This window comes from Prevotella sp. oral taxon 376, from assembly GCF_003043945.1.
In the GTDB taxonomy this organism is placed as follows: Bacteria; Bacteroidota; Bacteroidia; order Bacteroidales; family Bacteroidaceae; genus Prevotella.
In genome coordinates this window covers 230,509-247,864 of sequence record NZ_PYXG01000003.1, presented here as the reverse complement: position 1 = coordinate 247,864, position 17,356 = coordinate 230,509, and the positions used below count along the sequence as shown (strand labels likewise).

General features: G+C 53.0%; 10 protein-coding genes and 2 tRNA genes. 5 read left to right on the top strand and 7 right to left on the bottom strand.

Annotated features, from left to right (window positions below; all coding sequences use genetic code 11):
• Positions 1-522 precede the first annotated feature (522 nt).
• The 3 genes from C7120_RS13355 to murF all read left to right on the top strand — a co-directional run bounded on the left by C7120_RS13355 (position 523) and on the right by murF (position 3,810).
• A complete protein-coding gene (locus C7120_RS13355) occupies positions 523-1,302 on the top strand; it encodes a restriction endonuclease (protein ID WP_107622131.1) in 780 nt (259 codons plus the stop codon).
• A 2-nt stretch (positions 1,303-1,304) separates the two neighbouring features.
• Positions 1,305-2,336, top strand: coding sequence for a DNA methyltransferase (locus C7120_RS13350; RefSeq protein WP_107622130.1), 1,032 nt, complete (start codon positions 1,305-1,307; stop codon positions 2,334-2,336).
• 166 nt (positions 2,337-2,502) lie between these two features.
• Entirely contained in the window at positions 2,503-3,810 is a 1,308-nt protein-coding gene (murF, locus tag C7120_RS13345) for a UDP-N-acetylmuramoyl-tripeptide--D-alanyl-D-alanine ligase (RefSeq protein ID WP_107622129.1), read from the top strand.
• A gap of 105 nt (positions 3,811-3,915) precedes the next feature.
• On the opposite strand, the gene C7120_RS13340 is transcribed toward murF, so the two are convergent.
• On the bottom strand, positions 3,916-6,108 hold the full coding sequence (locus tag C7120_RS13340; protein ID WP_107622128.1) for a DUF4838 domain-containing protein: 2,193 nt from the start codon (positions 6,106-6,108) through the stop codon (positions 3,916-3,918).
• Between the two features lie 15 nt (positions 6,109-6,123).
• Positions 6,124-6,196 (bottom strand) — tRNA-Phe (locus C7120_RS13335).
• Between the two features lie 108 nt (positions 6,197-6,304).
• Here C7120_RS13335 and C7120_RS13330 point away from each other — a divergent pair.
• Together C7120_RS13330 and C7120_RS13325 are read left to right on the top strand one after the other, a co-directional pair.
• Positions 6,305-6,380 (top strand) — tRNA-Pro (locus tag C7120_RS13330).
• 122 nt (positions 6,381-6,502) lie between these two features.
• Complete coding sequence (locus C7120_RS13325; RefSeq protein ID WP_107622127.1) at positions 6,503-7,693, top strand: site-specific integrase; 1,191 nt, start codon at positions 6,503-6,505, stop codon at positions 7,691-7,693.
• Positions 7,694-7,853: 160 nt separating this feature from the next.
• Here the strand turns inward: C7120_RS13325 and C7120_RS13320 are convergent, their stop codons facing one another.
• From C7120_RS13320 to C7120_RS13300, 5 genes are all read right to left on the bottom strand, one after another.
• The gene (locus C7120_RS13320) at positions 7,854-8,627 is read right to left on the bottom strand and encodes a hypothetical protein (RefSeq protein WP_107622126.1); all 774 of its coding nucleotides are present in this window, start codon (positions 8,625-8,627) and stop codon (positions 7,854-7,856) included.
• A 13-nt stretch (positions 8,628-8,640) separates the two neighbouring features.
• Positions 8,641-9,357 carry a hypothetical protein gene (locus C7120_RS13315; RefSeq protein ID WP_146154278.1) on the bottom strand — a complete coding sequence of 239 codons (717 nt, stop codon included), beginning with the start codon at positions 9,355-9,357 and terminating at the stop codon, positions 8,641-8,643.
• Positions 9,354-9,869 carry a hypothetical protein gene (locus C7120_RS13310; protein ID WP_107622124.1) on the bottom strand — a complete coding sequence of 172 codons (516 nt, stop codon included), beginning with the start codon at positions 9,867-9,869 and terminating at the stop codon, positions 9,354-9,356. Before C7120_RS13310 ends, C7120_RS13315 begins: the two co-directional genes overlap by 4 nt.
• A 41-nt stretch (positions 9,870-9,910) precedes the next feature.
• On the bottom strand, positions 9,911-15,124 hold the full coding sequence (locus tag C7120_RS13305; RefSeq protein ID WP_107622123.1) for a carbohydrate binding domain-containing protein: 5,214 nt from the start codon (positions 15,122-15,124) through the stop codon (positions 9,911-9,913).
• Between the two features lie 85 nt (positions 15,125-15,209).
• Entirely contained in the window at positions 15,210-17,339 is a 2,130-nt protein-coding gene (locus tag C7120_RS13300; RefSeq protein WP_107622122.1) for a hypothetical protein, read from the bottom strand.
• Between the last annotated feature and the right edge of the window lie 17 nt (positions 17,340-17,356).

Genomic DNA, 17,356 nt, shown 5'->3' with positions numbered 1-17,356 from the left:
AAAATATTTTTAAACTTTAGGATGGAAATACTCTCCGGAATGATGAAAAATAACCCTTAGAATCGCAGAAGGCGCCCTTTTACAGAGCTGATAACGGCCATCGGTATCCCTTTCAACGGCTTTTCACTTTCCTTTTTGCCGCTTCCGACTGCCCTAAAAGTCGCTCCCGACAGGGTATTTAACGGTCTTTTGGCGCCCGGAAAACGACAGGAAACCCACAAGTCCCTGATTTCCAAAATCTTAGAAAACTCCAGAAATAAGGCCGTTTTGCCACAGACCTCAGACCCGTTGCATTTCGTGAGGTGTCATGCAAGTGATTTCCGATATTATTAGTAGCGTTTTATAAAATAAATTCCGAAAACGGATTTTCTCATCTATGATCAACCATCCCTCCCCATCCTCCGGCGGCAAGCGCTTTCATCTAAAGCCCCCTCGACAGAATCCAATCCACTTTTTCTTCTTCTCTTGTCGCCGTTCAGAATATTTTTAGTAAGTTTGCAGAAACAAAAAGCATAACCAAATATGAACTGGTTCTTAGAGCAAAGCATCGACTACGCATCGCAAAGGTCATATTTAGATGATCTCTTCAAGGTATACCCGACAATTCCCAACGGCATAAGGGATATAGACAATGCCAAATGGAAACGCGTGGAGGCCGCCTATAACTCGACAGATAATCACGCACTCATACTGAGCTTGCTCGATTTAGAGATTTTCCCCATCAAAGACAGCTATGTGGCATATCTCAAAAGAGACAGGAGCGCACTTGCAAGAAACCCTAAAACCGTAAACCGGCTGGCAGCAGAAATCAGGGAAATGGATTTGGGCAACTTATACGAGAAATGCAGCCAACCTAAAGAAACCAATCGACAAATCGGCCCCATGTTCAAGAATTGGGTGAGATCTGGCGCTTTAGGATTTCCTACTTTGTGTTTAGAAGACTTCAAGAATACGAATGGGAATGCCATTTTGAGCGCATCAGACAAGGAAATGGAAGACTTCGCGAGACAGAAACTGGCCTATACCCACGAGAAAGGTTTAGACTTTCTGGCGCGCATAAACGGGCAATTTATCATCGGGGAAGCTAAATTCCTGTCCGACATAGGCGGTCATCAGAATGCCCAATTCAATGATGCCATCGCAACTCTCGAGAGCCATGCGGATGCCATAAAAATAGCGATATTAGACGGAGTGGTCTACATCAAGGGGGATGGCAAGATGTACAAGGATATAACAGGCAAGCATTCCGACCACAACATCATGAGCGCCCTGCTGCTTCGCAGTTTCCTAAACTCCATCTGACAATGAACACTCTTATCAAAGGCGACAACATAAACGCACTCAAGTTCTTAATCGAGCAGAGGCAACTTGCGGGCAAGGTAGACCTCATCTATACCGACCCGCCCTTCGCAACGAATGTGAACTTCACCATCACAGACGGCAGAGCAAGCACCATCAGCAACTCTGCCAAGGGAGACATAGCCTATACCGACAAACTACTGGGCAGGGATTTCGTGGAATATATCAGAGAACGGCTACTTCTCATGCGAGAGCTGCTCTCCGAGAGAGGGTCTATCTATCTGCATACGGACTACAAAATAGGCCATTATCTGAAAGTGATGATGGACGAGGTGTTCGGCATTGAGAACTTCAGAAACGACATAACGAGGGTGAAATGCAATCCAAAGAACTTCAAGCGAATCGGCTACGGCAATATAAAAGACATGATCCTGTTCTATACAAAGACAACAAATCCCATCTGGAATGAGCCGCTTAAACCATATGCCGAATCAGATATCGTGAGACTGTTTCCTAAAACAGATCAGGATGGAAGACGCTATACTACTGTGCCAATACACGCTCCCGGGGAATCAAATAATCCACAAGAATTCAAGGGGATGATGCCCCCAGCGGGCAGGCATTGGAGGACAAGCGTGGAAATCATGGATCAATGGGACAAGGAAGGACTGATAGAATGGTCGGCGAATGGCAATCCCCGCAAAATCATCTATGCCGACGAGAAGTACGGCAAGCGGTTCCAAGACATCTGGACAGACTTCAAAGACCCGCAATATCCTATTTATCCCACTGAAAAGAACATTGCCCTGATAGAACTCATCGTGCGGACTTCCTCCGAGCCGGATAGTATTGTCCTCGATCCCTTTTGCGGTTCGGGAACGACATTAGAGGCCTCGGCAAGGAACAGACGGAGCTGGATAGGCATCGACAAGACGGATCTGGCAATAGAAATAACGAGGAAAAGGCTCGAGGCCGGAGAAGGCAACTTGTTCGGGAACGAGACGGAATTCATCGACTTGAGTTCCTCCAAGCCTTAAACTCGATACCCTTTATCGAATACCGACCCGCCCATTCCTCCTCTACTCCTAATCTTCACCACTTTCCACTGCTGCCCCCTCGACAGAATCCAATCCACTTTTTCTTCTTCTCTTGTCGCCGTTCAGAATATTTTTAGTAAGTTTGCAGCAAATTCAAACTGGAAAAATGGATATCAAGCAACTGTATAAGCTTTACGAGGAACATCCCGTGATAACCACCGACAGCCGCGACTGTCCGGAAGGAAGCATTTTCCTGGCACTCAAGGGAACCCATTTCAATGGAAACAAATTTGCTCAGTCAGCGCTCGACAAGGGGTGTTCTTACGCCATTGTGGATGAACCCGAATACTATAAAATGGGCGACCCACGCTATATTCTCACAGCCGACTGCCTCACGACCTACAAGGAACTTGCCCGCGAACATCGGCGCCAGTTTCACATTCCGGTTATCGGCATTACCGGTACAAACGGGAAGACCACTACCAAAGAACTGCTCTCGGCCGTGCTTTCAGAAAAATACAGCGTGCTGCACACTGAAGGCAATTTCAACAACGATGTAGGCGTGCCCAAGACTTTGCTGCAAATCCGAAAGGAGCACGACATCGCCGTCATCGAGATGGGTGCCTCCCACCCGGGCGACATAAAGGCTCTTGTAGACTATGTAGAGCCCACCTGCGGCCTGATTACCAATGTGGGGATGGCCCATCTGCAGGGATTCGGCTCGTTTGACGGGGTGAAAAGAACCAAGGGCGAACTCTATGACTACCTCGAAGCACACCAGTGTCTCCTTTTCCTGGATGCCGGCAACCCCTATCTTGCGGGCATGGCGGCCAAGAGAAAATTTGCCGCCATAGAGAGATATTCCGCCGACAGGACCGTTGAGGCTGAAATAAAAGGCGAGCTCGCGAAATGTGCGCCCTTCCTGAAGTTCGTCTGGCACGGAAACGGCATCGCCCCACAGGAGGTCCAGACACATCTCATCGGTACATACAACCTCAGCAACATGCTCGCCGCCATCACCGTGGGGCTGCATTTCGGGGTAACGCCGGAGCAGATAAAGCACGCCCTGGAGAACTATGTTCCCGGCAACAACCGAAGCCAACTCACCGTAACGAATCACAACAAGCTCATCGTGGACGCTTACAACGCCAACCCCACGAGTATGCGGGCCGCACTGGAAAACTTCGTGATGATGCAGGTGGATCATAAGATGGCCATCCTCGGCGACATGCGTGAGCTGGGAGAAGCCTCGCGGGAAGAACACCAGAAGATTGTAGACTACTTGAAAACCACCTCCCTGAAACAAGTCTGGTTGGTAGGCGAGGAGTTCATGAAAACCAACTGCGACTTCCGCAAGTTCAAGGATGTGGCAGCGGTGAAGGAAGCCATTGCCGCCGAACCTTTCACGAACCATTACATCCTTATAAAGGGCAGCAATGGTATCCAGCTCTTCCAGTTGCCAGAAATTCTCTAAAAAAGGAGTGAGAACAGGAGCTAACAACAGAAACGGGGATTCCCATGTGGCGCATCGGCCATGAATGGGAATCCCCGTTGCCTGCATATCCTGCAGTTCATAGGATTATTTCACATTCACCTCGTCAAGGAAGAACCAGGCCGGATAGCCTACTCCATAATGCCACGATGGGCACAGGCCGATGGTCTTTACCACCACGCGGATATAACGCGCCGTAACGGGAGAAGGCCCTTTCACCTCGCCGGGAACGAATTTGATACTGGGGTCGCGGTCCTCGACAAACTCACGAGTACCCAAGTCAGTAAAGGTCTTACCGTCCTGAGAATAACTATAGGTTACGCTTTGGGGAAGCAACACCCATGCCCCCGACTGCATCAGAAAGTCGGTCGTGATGCTGCTGAAAGTTTTCTTCTCACCCATATCCAGTACGAAGTCGGCATCCTCGCCTTCCCATCCTACCCAACTCTCCACATACGACGCGCCACCATAAAGCCCGTCGGTGAGAGCCTTGTCGGCAATAGGCTGATAGCGGGCGGCCGGCGCGTGGTTCCACACCACCTTGGCGCCCGCGGCCTTGTTGCTGTTGACATGGGGCAGGAAGCGTTCCTCATAAAGCCGGCAGTAATCAGGCACAAGATTATTACGCTCATTGAGGTGGACAATATGATACTTCGCGCAGCGCTCCCTGAAAGTCTCGAGCTTGCGCTCCACGGCCGCCTTGTCAAGTCCGGTCTGCGTACGGGCTATTTCGAGTTCGCTATACTGTATGGGCAGACGGGCTATCTGCACCCTTGCGAGATGCATGCTATCCCCGCGCACGGAAGCTTCAGCCTTGTCGAAGAGTTCCTGATACACCGCCATACAATGCCCATTGAGCATTCCTTCCTTGTGGGAAACGGGCGAATCATAGATCCAGAGGTCGGTATTCGAAGCCAGCAAAGCTCCCTGCAACACCTTCTGATACTCATAAAGATACTTGCCTGCCTTGCCATAATAGCCGTTGAGGAAAGTCTGCATCAACGAATCGGCATTAAGATTAGGGTTCCACATCAGCTTGCCGAGCATATAGGCACGCATTTCCGAGAAGTCGGTGCCCCGCTGTCCGTTGACCTGCTCAAAGACCATGGTGGCATGGTTCTTCTTGAAAAGTTGCAGATTCTTCTGCAGGATATGGAAGTTGGGGAAAGGAACAATCATGTTATCGAAATTAATCCCATAGTCCCATACGAAGATATTGTCAGAGATGCGAGCCCATCCTTCAAGGGCACGCATGAAGTCACGGCCCGATGCATTGTCCGTGAGCGGCACCTCGCGCTTGCAGTCGATGTCGCAGAGCATGATGTTGACATTGGGCAGTGGCCTCACATGCCTCGGCGGGTGCATGCTATAGAGATAAGCAAGGGTGGAGAACTGCTTGTCGGGAAACCGTTCCGCCAGTTTATTGAGGAATCGGATGAGGTTACCCGAGGGCGAGCCCTCATATTCGTCCACCGCCCGACATGCCTCGCACTGGCAATAAGTATTGTTGCCGTCGTTCTGGCTCACGCTGATCATGGTCTTCCCCGGGTTCGCCTTGAAGATGGAATCAATCTTCTGGCAGGCGAGCTCGAAAACTTCTGGATTTGTAAGGCACCACTGGCTATGCGCCCCCGGCCGCCGTTCGCCGTTCAGGAAGGAGTAGTATTCAGGATGGCTCGTACCATATATCGAGGCCGGAAGTATTTGGTTGAAGGTATGCACCCAGAGATTAGAGGCGAACACCTCACTCTGATGGTTCAGCCTATACCATAATACATAGTCGGGATCATCGTTTCCATAGCTGAAAGTCTGGCGGAAACGGAAGGCGGGAACCTCGCGCAACCGCATCGCGGGCAACTCAAGGGTCGGCCTGCGGGGGCAGTCGTAGGCTTTATAAGCCCAATAGTTCACACCCATATACTGCTCCAACAGGGCCACGACGCCATAAATCGCTCCCCGACCACCCCCCGAAGTGATGAACAGCGAGCCGGCGCGGCACTCCACCTGATAACCGTCGGTGTCCAAACCTGCGCTCTTTCCACCGATGAACACGCCGTTTCGCCTGACTTTCGACTGGGGTGCCAAGGGCAGTTGAGTGCCCGATATGCGTTCGACAAACTTATTCAGCAACTCGGCAGCCTGCCGGGTTTCGGCAGTTGGGTCGGTCAAAACGATGGAAGCCTTGGCTTTTCCGTCTTTCACCAGCAAGATCTGCCCTCTCGACGGCATGGAACAAAGGGCAATAAGAACAATCAGGAATAATCTTCTAAACTTTCTCATAAAGACTAATATATGTGGTACCTCTTGGAGTTGAACCAAGGACACATGGATTTTCAGTCCATTGCTCTACCACCTGAGCTAAGGTACCAAGTATGAAAAAGTGATGCAAAGATACGCTTTTAAAGCCGAATCTGCAAATTTTTCCCTATAAAAATTCCCTCGTTTCATATTTTTACCGTATCTTTGCACCCGCAATCGGGATGTAGCGCAGTTGGTAGCGTACTTCGTTCGGGACGAAGGGGTCGCCAGTTCGAGTCTGGTCATCCCGACCAAAACAAAGCAAAGTGGCTGATAATCAGTTTCTTTTGCTTTGTCGGGGGTAAAAAGGTCGGCGAAAAGTCGGCGAGAAATTCTATAGTTAAATCAATCGGGCATTTCACTCAAAAATTTAGAAATGCCTAAAAAAAATTTTGTTACTCAAAAAAGAAAGACAGCCATCGAGGAGATTGTCGCTTGGAAAACCCCGAGGCTACATCAGGCTTCGGAATGTTATGTATCTCTTTCAGCGTTCGATCCTTCCCGAGGAAAGATGTGCCTGAAAAAATTTATGCTTGGGCATATCAAGGGCAAGAGGGCGCAACGCGCATACGGAGAGGCTCTCATCAAGAGGCTGACGGAAAAACTCGTGCAGGGATGGAACCCGTGGGTGGAGATTGTGCAGCCTCTGGAATACACATCCTTTGATGATGCTTGCGGGAGGTATGAAGAATATCTACTAAAGATGCTTGGAGAAGGCAACATGAGGGAAGACACCGTCGCGTCTTATACCAGTCGGATCCGAATACTGAGGAAATGGAAGGAGAAAGAGAAAATCAACCTGCATTATAGCTACCAGTTTAACAAAGTTCTGGTAGGACAATTCCTGGACTACATCTTTATTGACAGAAACAATACGATAAGGACAAGAAATAACTATCTATCATGGCTTAAGACTTTTTGCAAATATCTGGTCGAACGCGGGTATATTCCAAACGATCCCACAGAGGGCTATTCTTGCGTTAAGCGAAATCGGCAACTAAAGAACCGGGATGTCATACCCGATGATGTGTTGATAAAAATTAAAAACTGGGCATGGAAACACAACAGGCATTACCTGCTCGCATGCTACATTCTTCACTACCTCTTTGTGCGCCCGAAAGAAATGAGCTATCTAAAGATTGGCGACTTCAACATCAAGAAGAAGACTCTGTTTCTTCATGGCCTGAATACAAAGAATCATAATGACGCGCTGCTAACCATGCCTGACCATGTTCTCAGACTGATGATTGACCTGCACATCTTCGACAGCCCAAGCAATTATTACTTGTTTAGTCACGGATTTGCTCCCGGACCAGAGCGAAGAAGCGAAAAATCATTCCGGGACTATTGGCATCATTACATACGGAAAAATCTAAAAATGACAGATCGCTATAAGTTCTACAGCCTGAAGGATACAGGAATCACCAACATGCTTCGTGCCAATACGGATATTCTAACTGTAAGGGACCAGGCGCGGCATTCCTCAATCCTTATCACAGACATTTATACGCCCAAAGATTTACAAAACGCCAATGACCTGCTGCTGAATTACAAGGGCGTATTATGATACTCTCTCCTATATATATAATAAAAGGTGGAAAGCAATAAAAATCTTGTTTTCCACCTTCTTTCTTTCCTTCTTACAAAATTCACATGGCAGCTAAACTGCTAACAGGCATAATTAATGAGTAAGAGTAGCCCGTCTCCGGGATGAAGCACAGTGCGAACTACGCCTTCTCGACGAACTTCTGCGCCACGAGGAGTTTAAGGTCGTACATGCAGTTGGGCACGAACTTCAGGCACTTGTATACCACGCCCGCCTGCTTGTAGTACTTGCCTTCTTTCAAACTGACTCCCACCTGGAACATGATCGGGTTGTCCTTGCTGCTGCCCGGCTCCGCAGGCGTTTCTGCGCCACCCGTTGCCGGGTCATACACCTGCGCATAGCGGGGGATGTCCTTCAGGTTCCAGGTGCAGTTGTCCAAATTCTCTACGCACTTGTACAGCACCCCGTCCTGCCTGTAGTACAAGCCTTTCTTTAGGGACATGCCAATCAAAAAGGCAATGGGGTTTTGAAGCGTGCCCTTGGTGGGGTCGGTGTCTCCAATCTCGGCGTAGAGAGCCGCCGTATACACGGAGGGCTGGTGCTGCCGCTCCACGGTGTGCGTCTGCACGACCTTGTATAAGCGCCCGCCAAACCACAGCCTCTCGCCCGCCTTGACCTCCTTGCCGACCTTGCTCATCCATGACGGATAAAGGGCGGGCTTGGCGGCGGCATCCTCGTCCGAAAGACCATCTATCTTATCGGCAAGCAGCTCCTTCAGCTGGTTGATGACTTCGCCGGTGTCCGGCTCTGTCTGTACCGGGATCTCGGGCTCGTATTCTTCCCTCGTGAAGCCCAGCTGCTCCAGCATGGCCTCCGTGGGGTTGACAATCACCATGCCGTCTACCTTGATGTAGCGGCCGTTGTAAATCTCGTTGTCTTTTCTGTATCGTATCATAGTCGTAAAATAATTATTCTTGATATTCGCTCATGGGATGCACCTTGTCTGCCTGATACCCGTCAGCCGCCTTGTAGAGCCCGACACTCTCGTCGGGCACATACATGTCCACGGATATCAGGTTCGGCGGTTGCGTGTTAACAGGCGGCACGGCCGATTTGAGGACAAGGACGGATAATTTGAGACCATAGTACGTCATGCTGCCCGATTTAATCTCCCGCAAGCTACTTGGTAATACCAGCTTCCGTAAGGATGTGGCTTTATCCAGAAATATATATTGTATGCTCTCCAGCCCCTCGTTGAGGGTAACTTTCGTAAGGGCGTTCGGGAGGGCATCTTGGAAGAGCCAGTAGTAGGAGAGTACCCTTGTTGTCGGCGGTGTCGTAATCTCCGTGAGATTGACACTGCCCTTGCAAAAGGCCTGTCTCTTGATGATACTTCCGGAGAAATACCCCGTGAAGTACCGGAATTCATTAAACTTGACGATGGCGGGATTGTCTCTAAAGAGATCCCCGAAATAGCTAACCTCCGCCGCTTGTCTGCGTGTGAGCTCGCCCGCCATTCCTGCCACGCCGACAGTTCCGTATCTCTTGTTCGTGATTCCGCTCTCGCCACCGAAGTTCTCCACGCAGATGCGCTTGACCTCGGCGTCCTCGAAATCTATCGGCGTATTGAGCCATTTCTGGTGTGCCGCCTCTGTAATCATCAGTCTTCTTCTGATATTCCTCATAATGCCCAGCTGTATATAACTCCATAATACTTGTTCTTCACGCTGTCGTAGCGGATGGAGAACTCGTAGTGCGTGTTGGCCAAGATGCTCATGTCCACCTCACCCCAGTCCACATTGGCCGGGAAGGTGATGGTCGGTGCCGTGGCCCCGGTGTCAAAACCACCCTCGTAGTCGTTGGTGCTCGCCGTGTCCGTAGGAGCCTGCAGGGTCAGGGTGTACGCCCCGCCGGCGTCCGGCATGGGGATGTGGTAGAACTTGTTGGGGAGCATGGTAACACTGTTCCCGGACACCTGCACTATGGGCTTCTTCACGGCGTCGAGGTTCTTATCAAACTCCGTGCCTTTCTCCGTGATGAACTCGTTCACGGGCACTTTGCACGCCTCCACAAAGTCGGAGACGGCCGCCGTAACCAGCCTATTTCTACTCACAAAGGGCAGGCTGACGCCCTCTAAGCTCTCCGCCCTCGGAAGATCCGAAGGATTCTTAATTTCTAATTCACTTACTTTTGCCATAATGTATTTCCTTATTTTTAAAATAATGCTCAAACCAGACCTCACGGATTCACCAAAGCCAGCGGGACGGTCATATTCTCCTCATAGTCTCCGCCCCTCAGACTCAGCATGTACCTGTCCAGTCCGGGGCCGTAGTAATCCTTATGATAATTTACCTTCAATCGCTCGGCGTGCCGCCCCTCGACATTCGGGTAATTGTACAGAATGGTCGTGCTCTTCAGATTGTGGTTTGGGTCGGAGGTGTCCCATACGCCAATGTATGCTCCCTGTGGGTTCTCCGGAAGTTTGTTACCGGTTGGCTTGTTGTCGCTGTCCACCGCCGGGCTGTCATACATGCCGTTGTATACTCCCCCGTACTGGTACAGCCTGTTACCCTGCCCGTCAAGGGTGTAGGCCTCCGTGTAGACCCATACCGTATGCCTTAGCGAGGCATAGGGCGTGGTCTGCAAGTCGTTCCACAAGTCTTGTGCGGAGAGCACGGTTCCGGGCGGTATCGGGCCGAGGCTCTCCGAGACCACCATGCTGTAGGGTACGGCATGCCCGATAAGTTCCGGCATGCCCATGTAACCCAGGTTGTACTTCGGGGTGATTCCGTCCTTGTCGTAGATAATGAGGTACACCCTGCCTTGGTCATCCACGCCCTGACCGATGTACATCTTGCCGTCCGTGCCATAAAAGCCGACATTGTTGCCGACGAGGCGTATCTGCGGCTTCTCGGCCGAGAACAGGTGTATGCCGACGGACTCGAGCCCCGTCTTCAGATCCGTGATCGACAGGGATATGTTTGCGATACTCGCCTTTATCTCAGACAGGTACGCCTCCGCGTCCTCCGGTGCGGGCTGCCAGTCGGAGAGCATGTTCCCGGAGGTAAGCATCGGCTCGGCAATATGCATGCCGCCGTTGCGGATATTATAGGTATTGCACTCTATCTCCGAGACCCCGGACGGAACGGTAAAGGTCTTGGAGAAACGCTGCCAGGTATTTGTCAGCGCCGGCTTGACACTCTCCACGGCGATATGCTGCCGCTGCCCTTGCTGGTCTGTATATACTATTTCAAGAGAGGCGCCACGGTCCATCGTGGCGGGGTCGCCATGTACCCACACGGAGGCGGTGTACTCCTTGCCAGGCTCCACGGCCGCTTTGAAAAATACGCCCTTGTATAGGTCCTCTTGCACGCCTGTCAGTGAGCAGTCCACGCTGTTGTGTCCACCATGCTTGTTGGCGGGGTCGATAATCGCTCCGGACGACAGGCGGAACCAGTTGGGATGCTCCTTGTCGAACGCCGTTCCCTTGAGCAGGTTCCGGCCGCCCCCGGCCATGCCCTGTACCCTCGCTGTTATCTCTCCCAGCTGACCGTTGATGTCGAGGGCGGCGACGGTCGAGAAGGTAACGGGCACCGTGCGGCGGTCGAGGACAGAGCCGTCAGCTCCGAGCAGCTCCACGACGAGGTTGTCCGGGTGGGGCACATGCGAGTAGTCCTCCAGCACATAGGTGGCGGTAGAGATGCTCCCGTAGCCCATCACGGTGTCAGCGGGGGTGCCCGTGTCTCCCCGGTAGCGTATCTTCATGCCGTCGGGCGATGTGTCCCGCAGCTCGATGTCGGCCCCCGTTACATGCTCAACCTGGTAGGAGAGGCTTGCCGTGAGCTTTCCGCTGCCGTCAACCACGGCCTTTTCGGTAACGGCTCTCAACCGGAAGAACTCGGCGGCCTTGCCAGGCTTGCCGTCCGGTCCCTGTACCTTGCTCCACGAGTAGGCGGAGGGCTCGAGGGGTGGATAGGGCTTGTCCCAGACGGCTACGCCGAGCCATTTTCCGGGGGTCGTTCCGGCGACCATGTCTTCCGGGGCTGGCATATAATCGGTCAATGGTCCGTACTCTATCTGTATGTCATACCAGTAGGAGTCAGGGTCTTTGGTGATGCCGTCCTCGAGATAAACATACGACCGCAGCCATATCCCCGGCATGGCGGCTATCCGACCGTTGATTTTCTTTGAAAAAGACGCTTCTCCGTCCTTTTCCGTGCCGTCGGCCTTTAGCGTGGATTTTCCATCGGCAAACAGGAGATTCGACCAGACCGTGGTCCCGTTCTCCAATTTTGGGGATATGTTCGATTTCATCTCACCACTTTTGGCGGCGGCGCTGATATGGTATTTTGCCCGGGCGGAGAGGACAAACGGGATCTCTGCGGGCTGATTCTCGATAAACCCGTCGTACAGCGTGATGACTTTCTCGTTCTTATAGGCGGCCGGCTGGTTGGCATAGTTCCTGCCAACGCCCTGTATCTTTCTCGCCTCGGCGAGCTTTCCGGCTTCCGCCGCCGTAAAGGTCTGCCCGCCATCGTCGGAGTAGCGGATGTAGGTATACGAGCTTACGGCATCCCCCTTGTCGCCCTTGTCGCCCTTGTCGCCTTTCCCTCCCTTGCTGACCTGCTTCCGCCAGACAGTCGATCCGTCGGAGGGTATGTCCGTGGGCTTCGCCCCGGCCGGATTCGCGCAGAGCCACAGGGACCCGTCCTTGCTCACCCGGGCGTAGTAGGGGTAGGGCCTTGCCGTCCACGCTCCCATGTCGCACGGGACAGGGTAGGACTCCGGCGTGCCGTCGGGGGCTGACGATACGATGGTGAGACGGTTAACCTCCAGCTCCACCGTGTCGCCGATGTGCTGCTTGCGTTTTCCTTTGTAGGAAAAGGAGTCGATGCCCTTGTACTTGCTGATGCCGTCGTCAGCGTCAAGGACTATCAGTCCTTGTCGTTCCGGGTCGGTCTGCGAGCCCTCCTGCACGATGTCGTCGCCCGTATGCGGCGTGTCGTTCGCCACGGAGAGGTCGTAGCCCGTGCAGGTGCGGAGTCCTGGAGAGACTTCCACCCACAGGTCGCTGTTGTAGTCGAGGTCGGCACGGTAGTACTTTCCGGCCGCCGTTCGGTAGATGTCATCCTGCTTGGGGACGAGGATCGTATGCTCCGCCGCCGTGGTATAGATGATGACCTCGGGTTGCGAGCCCGCCCCGTCGGTATGGGCAAACAGGTACACATCCCCGGCCTGGGGCTCGACAGGATATGTCGCCGTGTACTCCTCCCATGACAGGGTCGCCTCTCCGTCTACGCTCTTGTACAGTCTTGACGCCGAGCCGGCGACCCTCGGGGGTATCTCAACGACCGGGGCTTTCTCGTTCGAGAGGTCCACATAGTGATATTGCCTGCCGTCCTCGAGCGTCTCCGTGCCCTTTCCCACGACGATACGCCAGTAGTAGCGGTTGGCGACGTTCATGGTCGTGCCCTCCACGAGGTTGCTGGTCTGGCACTTCGCCTGGTCGCCGATGCGCCAACAGTTGTCTATCGTGCGGTCGCCGTCCGTGCTGATGAAATAACAGCGATAATAGGACGGAGTCTCATGTTCGCTCCGCTTGCCGAGCACCTCGACACCGCCGTCCCGCACGGCGATGGCCACGCCTCCCACGGCGAAGACCATGTTCCCCATGGGCGCGCCGTCCTTGCCGATCGGGCGCACGGCGAATATCGTGTTGCCCGCCTTGCCCAGCGAGAGGTTGCCCGAGGTATATGTCTTCTTCCTGACTTCCAGCTCGGCCACGGTCATCTTCTTGCGCACTTTGAGATTGTCCACCTCGAGCGTGCCCGTGCCGTGCTCATCCTCGTAAAGGGAGTAGCCACGACCCTCGTCGCCCGCCGCATAGCGGCTGCTCGTTACGGAGGACACCACGAGGCGGTAGAGACGGGCGAAGCCGTCGCCGTCGAGATAGTACCTGCCGTTCTCCTCCCCGAGGGCGATGCCTTTCAGGAAGCGTATTAACTCCTGTGCCATGTCGGGGGTGTCCTTGCGGAGGATCTTGTCCCAATCGCTACTTTTTGGATCGAGTCCTAATGCCTTCGTAGCCACATCGGCCAGCCCCGCGGATATTTTTTTCGCCCCTATAAGGAGATAGTTGCCAAATTTTGTCATCGACTCCAACAAAGAGATATTGGAGTGCGAGTGTCCAAAGGATCCATCGCCCTTGTAGGCAGATGTAATCTCACGCGAGAGCCAGTCGAGGACGGCCGCGGCAGTAGTGGTACTCCACTTATCGGAGTAAGGACTCTGGACGGGAAAGAGTGCCCCGCCACTCAGCGGCAGGCGGTCCAGCTCAACCAAGCGCGGGGCGACGGTAAAAGACCCTATATCGGGGATTTTGATATCAAGAACCTCCGCGGGGATGTCCGTACGGGATAGATTGAGATAAGGTCGGCTGTCTGCATACTTGTAGGTAAAGGTATAGGAGGACGGGAGCTCCCTCGTCTGCCAGCTCACCTCGCTCTCAGTAACGACGATGCGACGGATATGCGTACCGGCATAGAGATACTTGCCGAGCGACGGGAAAAAGTCGAGCAGCCACTTGCGTTCCGGGGCGGAGAGGTGCCCGGTATTCTTCTTGTACTCCCGAGTCGTGTCGACCCGATATTCTTCCGAGTCGTTCTCTATCTCCGCGATGTTGTGGGTGTGCTTGGCGGTATTCTCCGAGTTTCCATAAGCCCGGAAGGTGTCGACGCCTCCCAATGAGTTTTCGAACAGTACCCACTGTTCCTGCTCGCTCCGGATATCGGAGGCATAATAACGCTGGATGTAGGTCAGTCTCTCACCATTCGTATTCTCCACCCAGACATCATAGTAGGAGGGTAAGGCGTTGATTTTTCCGGCAATGATGGCATACTGCACGGGGATGGTCCAGGCGTATCCCGCGGAAAGGTTGCCCATGGAGATCAAGATCTCATCATATTTCCCATTGTTGTCCACATATCCCTTGCACTTACAAACGGAATCCGTCTGGGCGTAGTAGGTGAGGAATTCCGGCGTATAATAGGTAACGGGCTTGACAGTGGGCTGCCAGGTGAGGAAGTTTGACCGCAGCCAGTTGGACGCCGAGTCGGCAAAGTGGTCGATGCCGGCACGCAGCACGGAGAAAGACCATGACTCGGTGTTGGAGGTACCGACCTCGGAGAGTACGGCCGTGAACTTGCGTACGATCGACGGCTGCCTATAGACTTCTGATATGTCCTGAAGCCGGAACGACAGCAGCGGAGTGATGATGCTCTGCAGATCCACCTCGACGCGGTTGGACTTGCTCGGCGTATAGGTATGTTGGACGACGATCGTATCCGTGTCGGCAAACTTCAGGACAAGAGTAATCTCGTTGCCGGTTGATATGACAAAATGACTCATGGTTCCCGCAAGGCAGAGAGAGTCTGGTTTCAACAATATATCCATGCGCTTTACTATTTATGGCAAAATTACGAGAATAGAGGTGGATGGTAAAGGACAAGCTCTGATGTCGGGTGATAGGTGTCGGGGGTTATTTGGGAACGCACTCCAACCATACCTCCGTCTTGGTGAACTTCCACTTGCTGTGCCTCCAGAACGATCCGTGCCTGATCATCTCCGATGTGAACGAGGACTGCTGACCGTATGGCTTCCCTGCATATTCGGCAGACGGGATAGGCGGATAGATGGTGGTGAAGGTGCGGTCTTTGTCGAGTCCGGAGTTCTCATACTCTTCTCCGCTGACCTCGGTCTGTCTCTCGTGTCCCACCCATTTGTAGGTGGTGTCCATCGCCGTAAGCTGCCCGTTGATAAGTGGGGCAGACATGACAGGCTTCATGAGCGAGATGGTGCGAAGCTCCGATTCCACGGGCTCGTTCTTGCCTCCGAGGACGAACTTGAGTTTGCCGAAAAAGAACGCCACACCCCGGATGACCACCTTGGCATAGGAGGGCAGGTTCTGTTTCTGCGACTGCGAGAGCAGCAGCTTGACCTTCGTCTCGTGCAGGGAATTTCGCAGCAGCAAGTCGTAATCACGATAGAACCGTTCGAAGATGCCATCGGGACCATGATAATAGAGGGCATAGTCGAAGATGCGGGGATGAAGGTCGCCATAGACATTGTAGGACGAGATGGTACCTTCCGGCCGTCCCCCCAGGCGATAGCAGAAGGCGAGCATGGTCTTCTGCTTGTTTGCCGACTCGGAGTCAGACTCTTTATCTTCTCCCGCCACCATCATCTTGGAATTGAGAGAAATGTATGAACCGACATACAAGAACGGGCCCAAATCGATCTCTACCTCCGTATCTTCCACGGTACCTTTATATTTGAGTTTCCGGAACTCCGGCATGAGATCCGGGATCTTGACCTCCTTCGCCTCGAGATCCTCTCCTGTATTGTAGTCCTGCGAGGCCTCGCCGATTTTGGTAATGACCTCGTAGTTGCCCGAGAAGCCCTGCTTATAGAATACCCCGTCAACAGGATTGAAGTAGGCTCCCGGATTACTCTTCACCATGTCGGCGAGGTTATCATAGGATTCGGAGATGCCGCTGTCTACCTTATCGGCGGAAGAAATCGTTACCCGCTGATAGTCTTTTTCCGACTTATAGGATATGACCGGTTCCTCCGTCATACAGCGGGTAAGGTCTTCTGTTGGTTTGGACGCCAATGCGTCCTTCAGGAAGACTACATCCGCCGTCCGCCGCCCCTCGTCGGATGTGAACTCACAGCAGAACTTCTTACGGAACACGGCTATGAAATCGGCGCAGGAAACATCGGGAACGAGGTCGGCGACCCGGATATGACCGTTGACCAGTGCGTCCATGACATTGTTCACGACCACCATCTTGGAAAACGGCTCGGTGCGTGTGAAGAAATTTTCCTGCAGCTCATAACCGAAATGGGAAAAGATGCGGCGGAGCAGATAGTTGGCCCGGATGAACGGCGAGATGTAGTAGCCCGGAGCCAGCGTGATGGGTACCTCTCCGACATACTCGGTACGCTGCACGGCATTGTAGTAGTCGCATTCGTCGCCCGACCTGTCGGGGTCGAAGGCATATAGAGAGTCCACCGTTATCTGCTCGAACCTCCCGAACCTGAAGATCCACACCTTCTTGGAACGGAGGGGAACATCCTTGCCAAAGGCGTTAAGGAACTTGTAATTGAAGCCCGAGTCCACCCCTGAGTCATCCGTCAGCAAGAGCGGGAATATACCATACTGCTCGTTGGTATTCGACCTCAGGTTGCGGCAGAACTCTATGCAGTCCTCCACCGGCGTGTTGTTGCCAACATGCGGGACCGGAACAAGCTCATCCCCGAAGATATCCTTGAGCTTGACTTTCTGGATGCGGGAGTAGAAAGACCCGTCGTTGATGTAGAACGAGGTGGAGATACTGCCTTTGTGCTGAGCCGAAAGCACGACCTGCCGGCATTGGGCGAAATACTCGCCATCCTGAATGGCGACATCGACGGGCGACATCTTGACACGGCGACCGAAGGTGTCCGGAAAGCCCAGGATGCGTCGGTTGCGCTCGGAGGCGGGCAGTTCGAGCGGCGTGGTCTGCTCACCGTAGTCGTTGAAGAACGGATTGGTGCGCTCAACCTGTATCTGTGTGTCGGGCTTGAGGTTGTAGTCCTCGCCCTTTTCAAGATTCGTTATTCTCATTGTCTTGAGGATTTATG

What these genes read in the sequence shown, in the direction of transcription:
- C7120_RS13315 (WP_146154278.1), bottom strand. Translation starts at nt 9,357, where the DNA reads ATGAGGAATATCAGAAGAAGACTGATGATTACAGAGGCGGCACACCAG.
- C7120_RS13350 (WP_107622130.1), top strand. Translation starts at nt 1,305, where the DNA reads ATGAACACTCTTATCAAAGGCGACAACATAAACGCACTCAAGTTCTTA.
- C7120_RS13340 (WP_107622128.1), bottom strand. Translation starts at nt 6,108, where the DNA reads ATGAGAAAGTTTAGAAGATTATTCCTGATTGTTCTTATTGCCCTTTGT.
- C7120_RS13355 (WP_107622131.1), top strand. Translation starts at nt 523, where the DNA reads ATGAACTGGTTCTTAGAGCAAAGCATCGACTACGCATCGCAAAGGTCA.
- C7120_RS13325 (WP_107622127.1), top strand. Translation starts at nt 6,503, where the DNA reads ATGCCTAAAAAAAATTTTGTTACTCAAAAAAGAAAGACAGCCATCGAG.
- C7120_RS13320 (WP_107622126.1), bottom strand. Translation starts at nt 8,627, where the DNA reads ATGATACGATACAGAAAAGACAACGAGATTTACAACGGCCGCTACATC.
- C7120_RS13300 (WP_107622122.1), bottom strand. Translation starts at nt 17,339, where the DNA reads ATGAGAATAACGAATCTTGAAAAGGGCGAGGACTACAACCTCAAGCCC.
- murF (WP_107622129.1), top strand. Translation starts at nt 2,503, where the DNA reads ATGGATATCAAGCAACTGTATAAGCTTTACGAGGAACATCCCGTGATA.
- C7120_RS13305 (WP_107622123.1), bottom strand. Translation starts at nt 15,124, where the DNA reads ATGGATATATTGTTGAAACCAGACTCTCTCTGCCTTGCGGGAACCATG.
- C7120_RS13310 (WP_107622124.1), bottom strand. Translation starts at nt 9,869, where the DNA reads ATGGCAAAAGTAAGTGAATTAGAAATTAAGAATCCTTCGGATCTTCCG.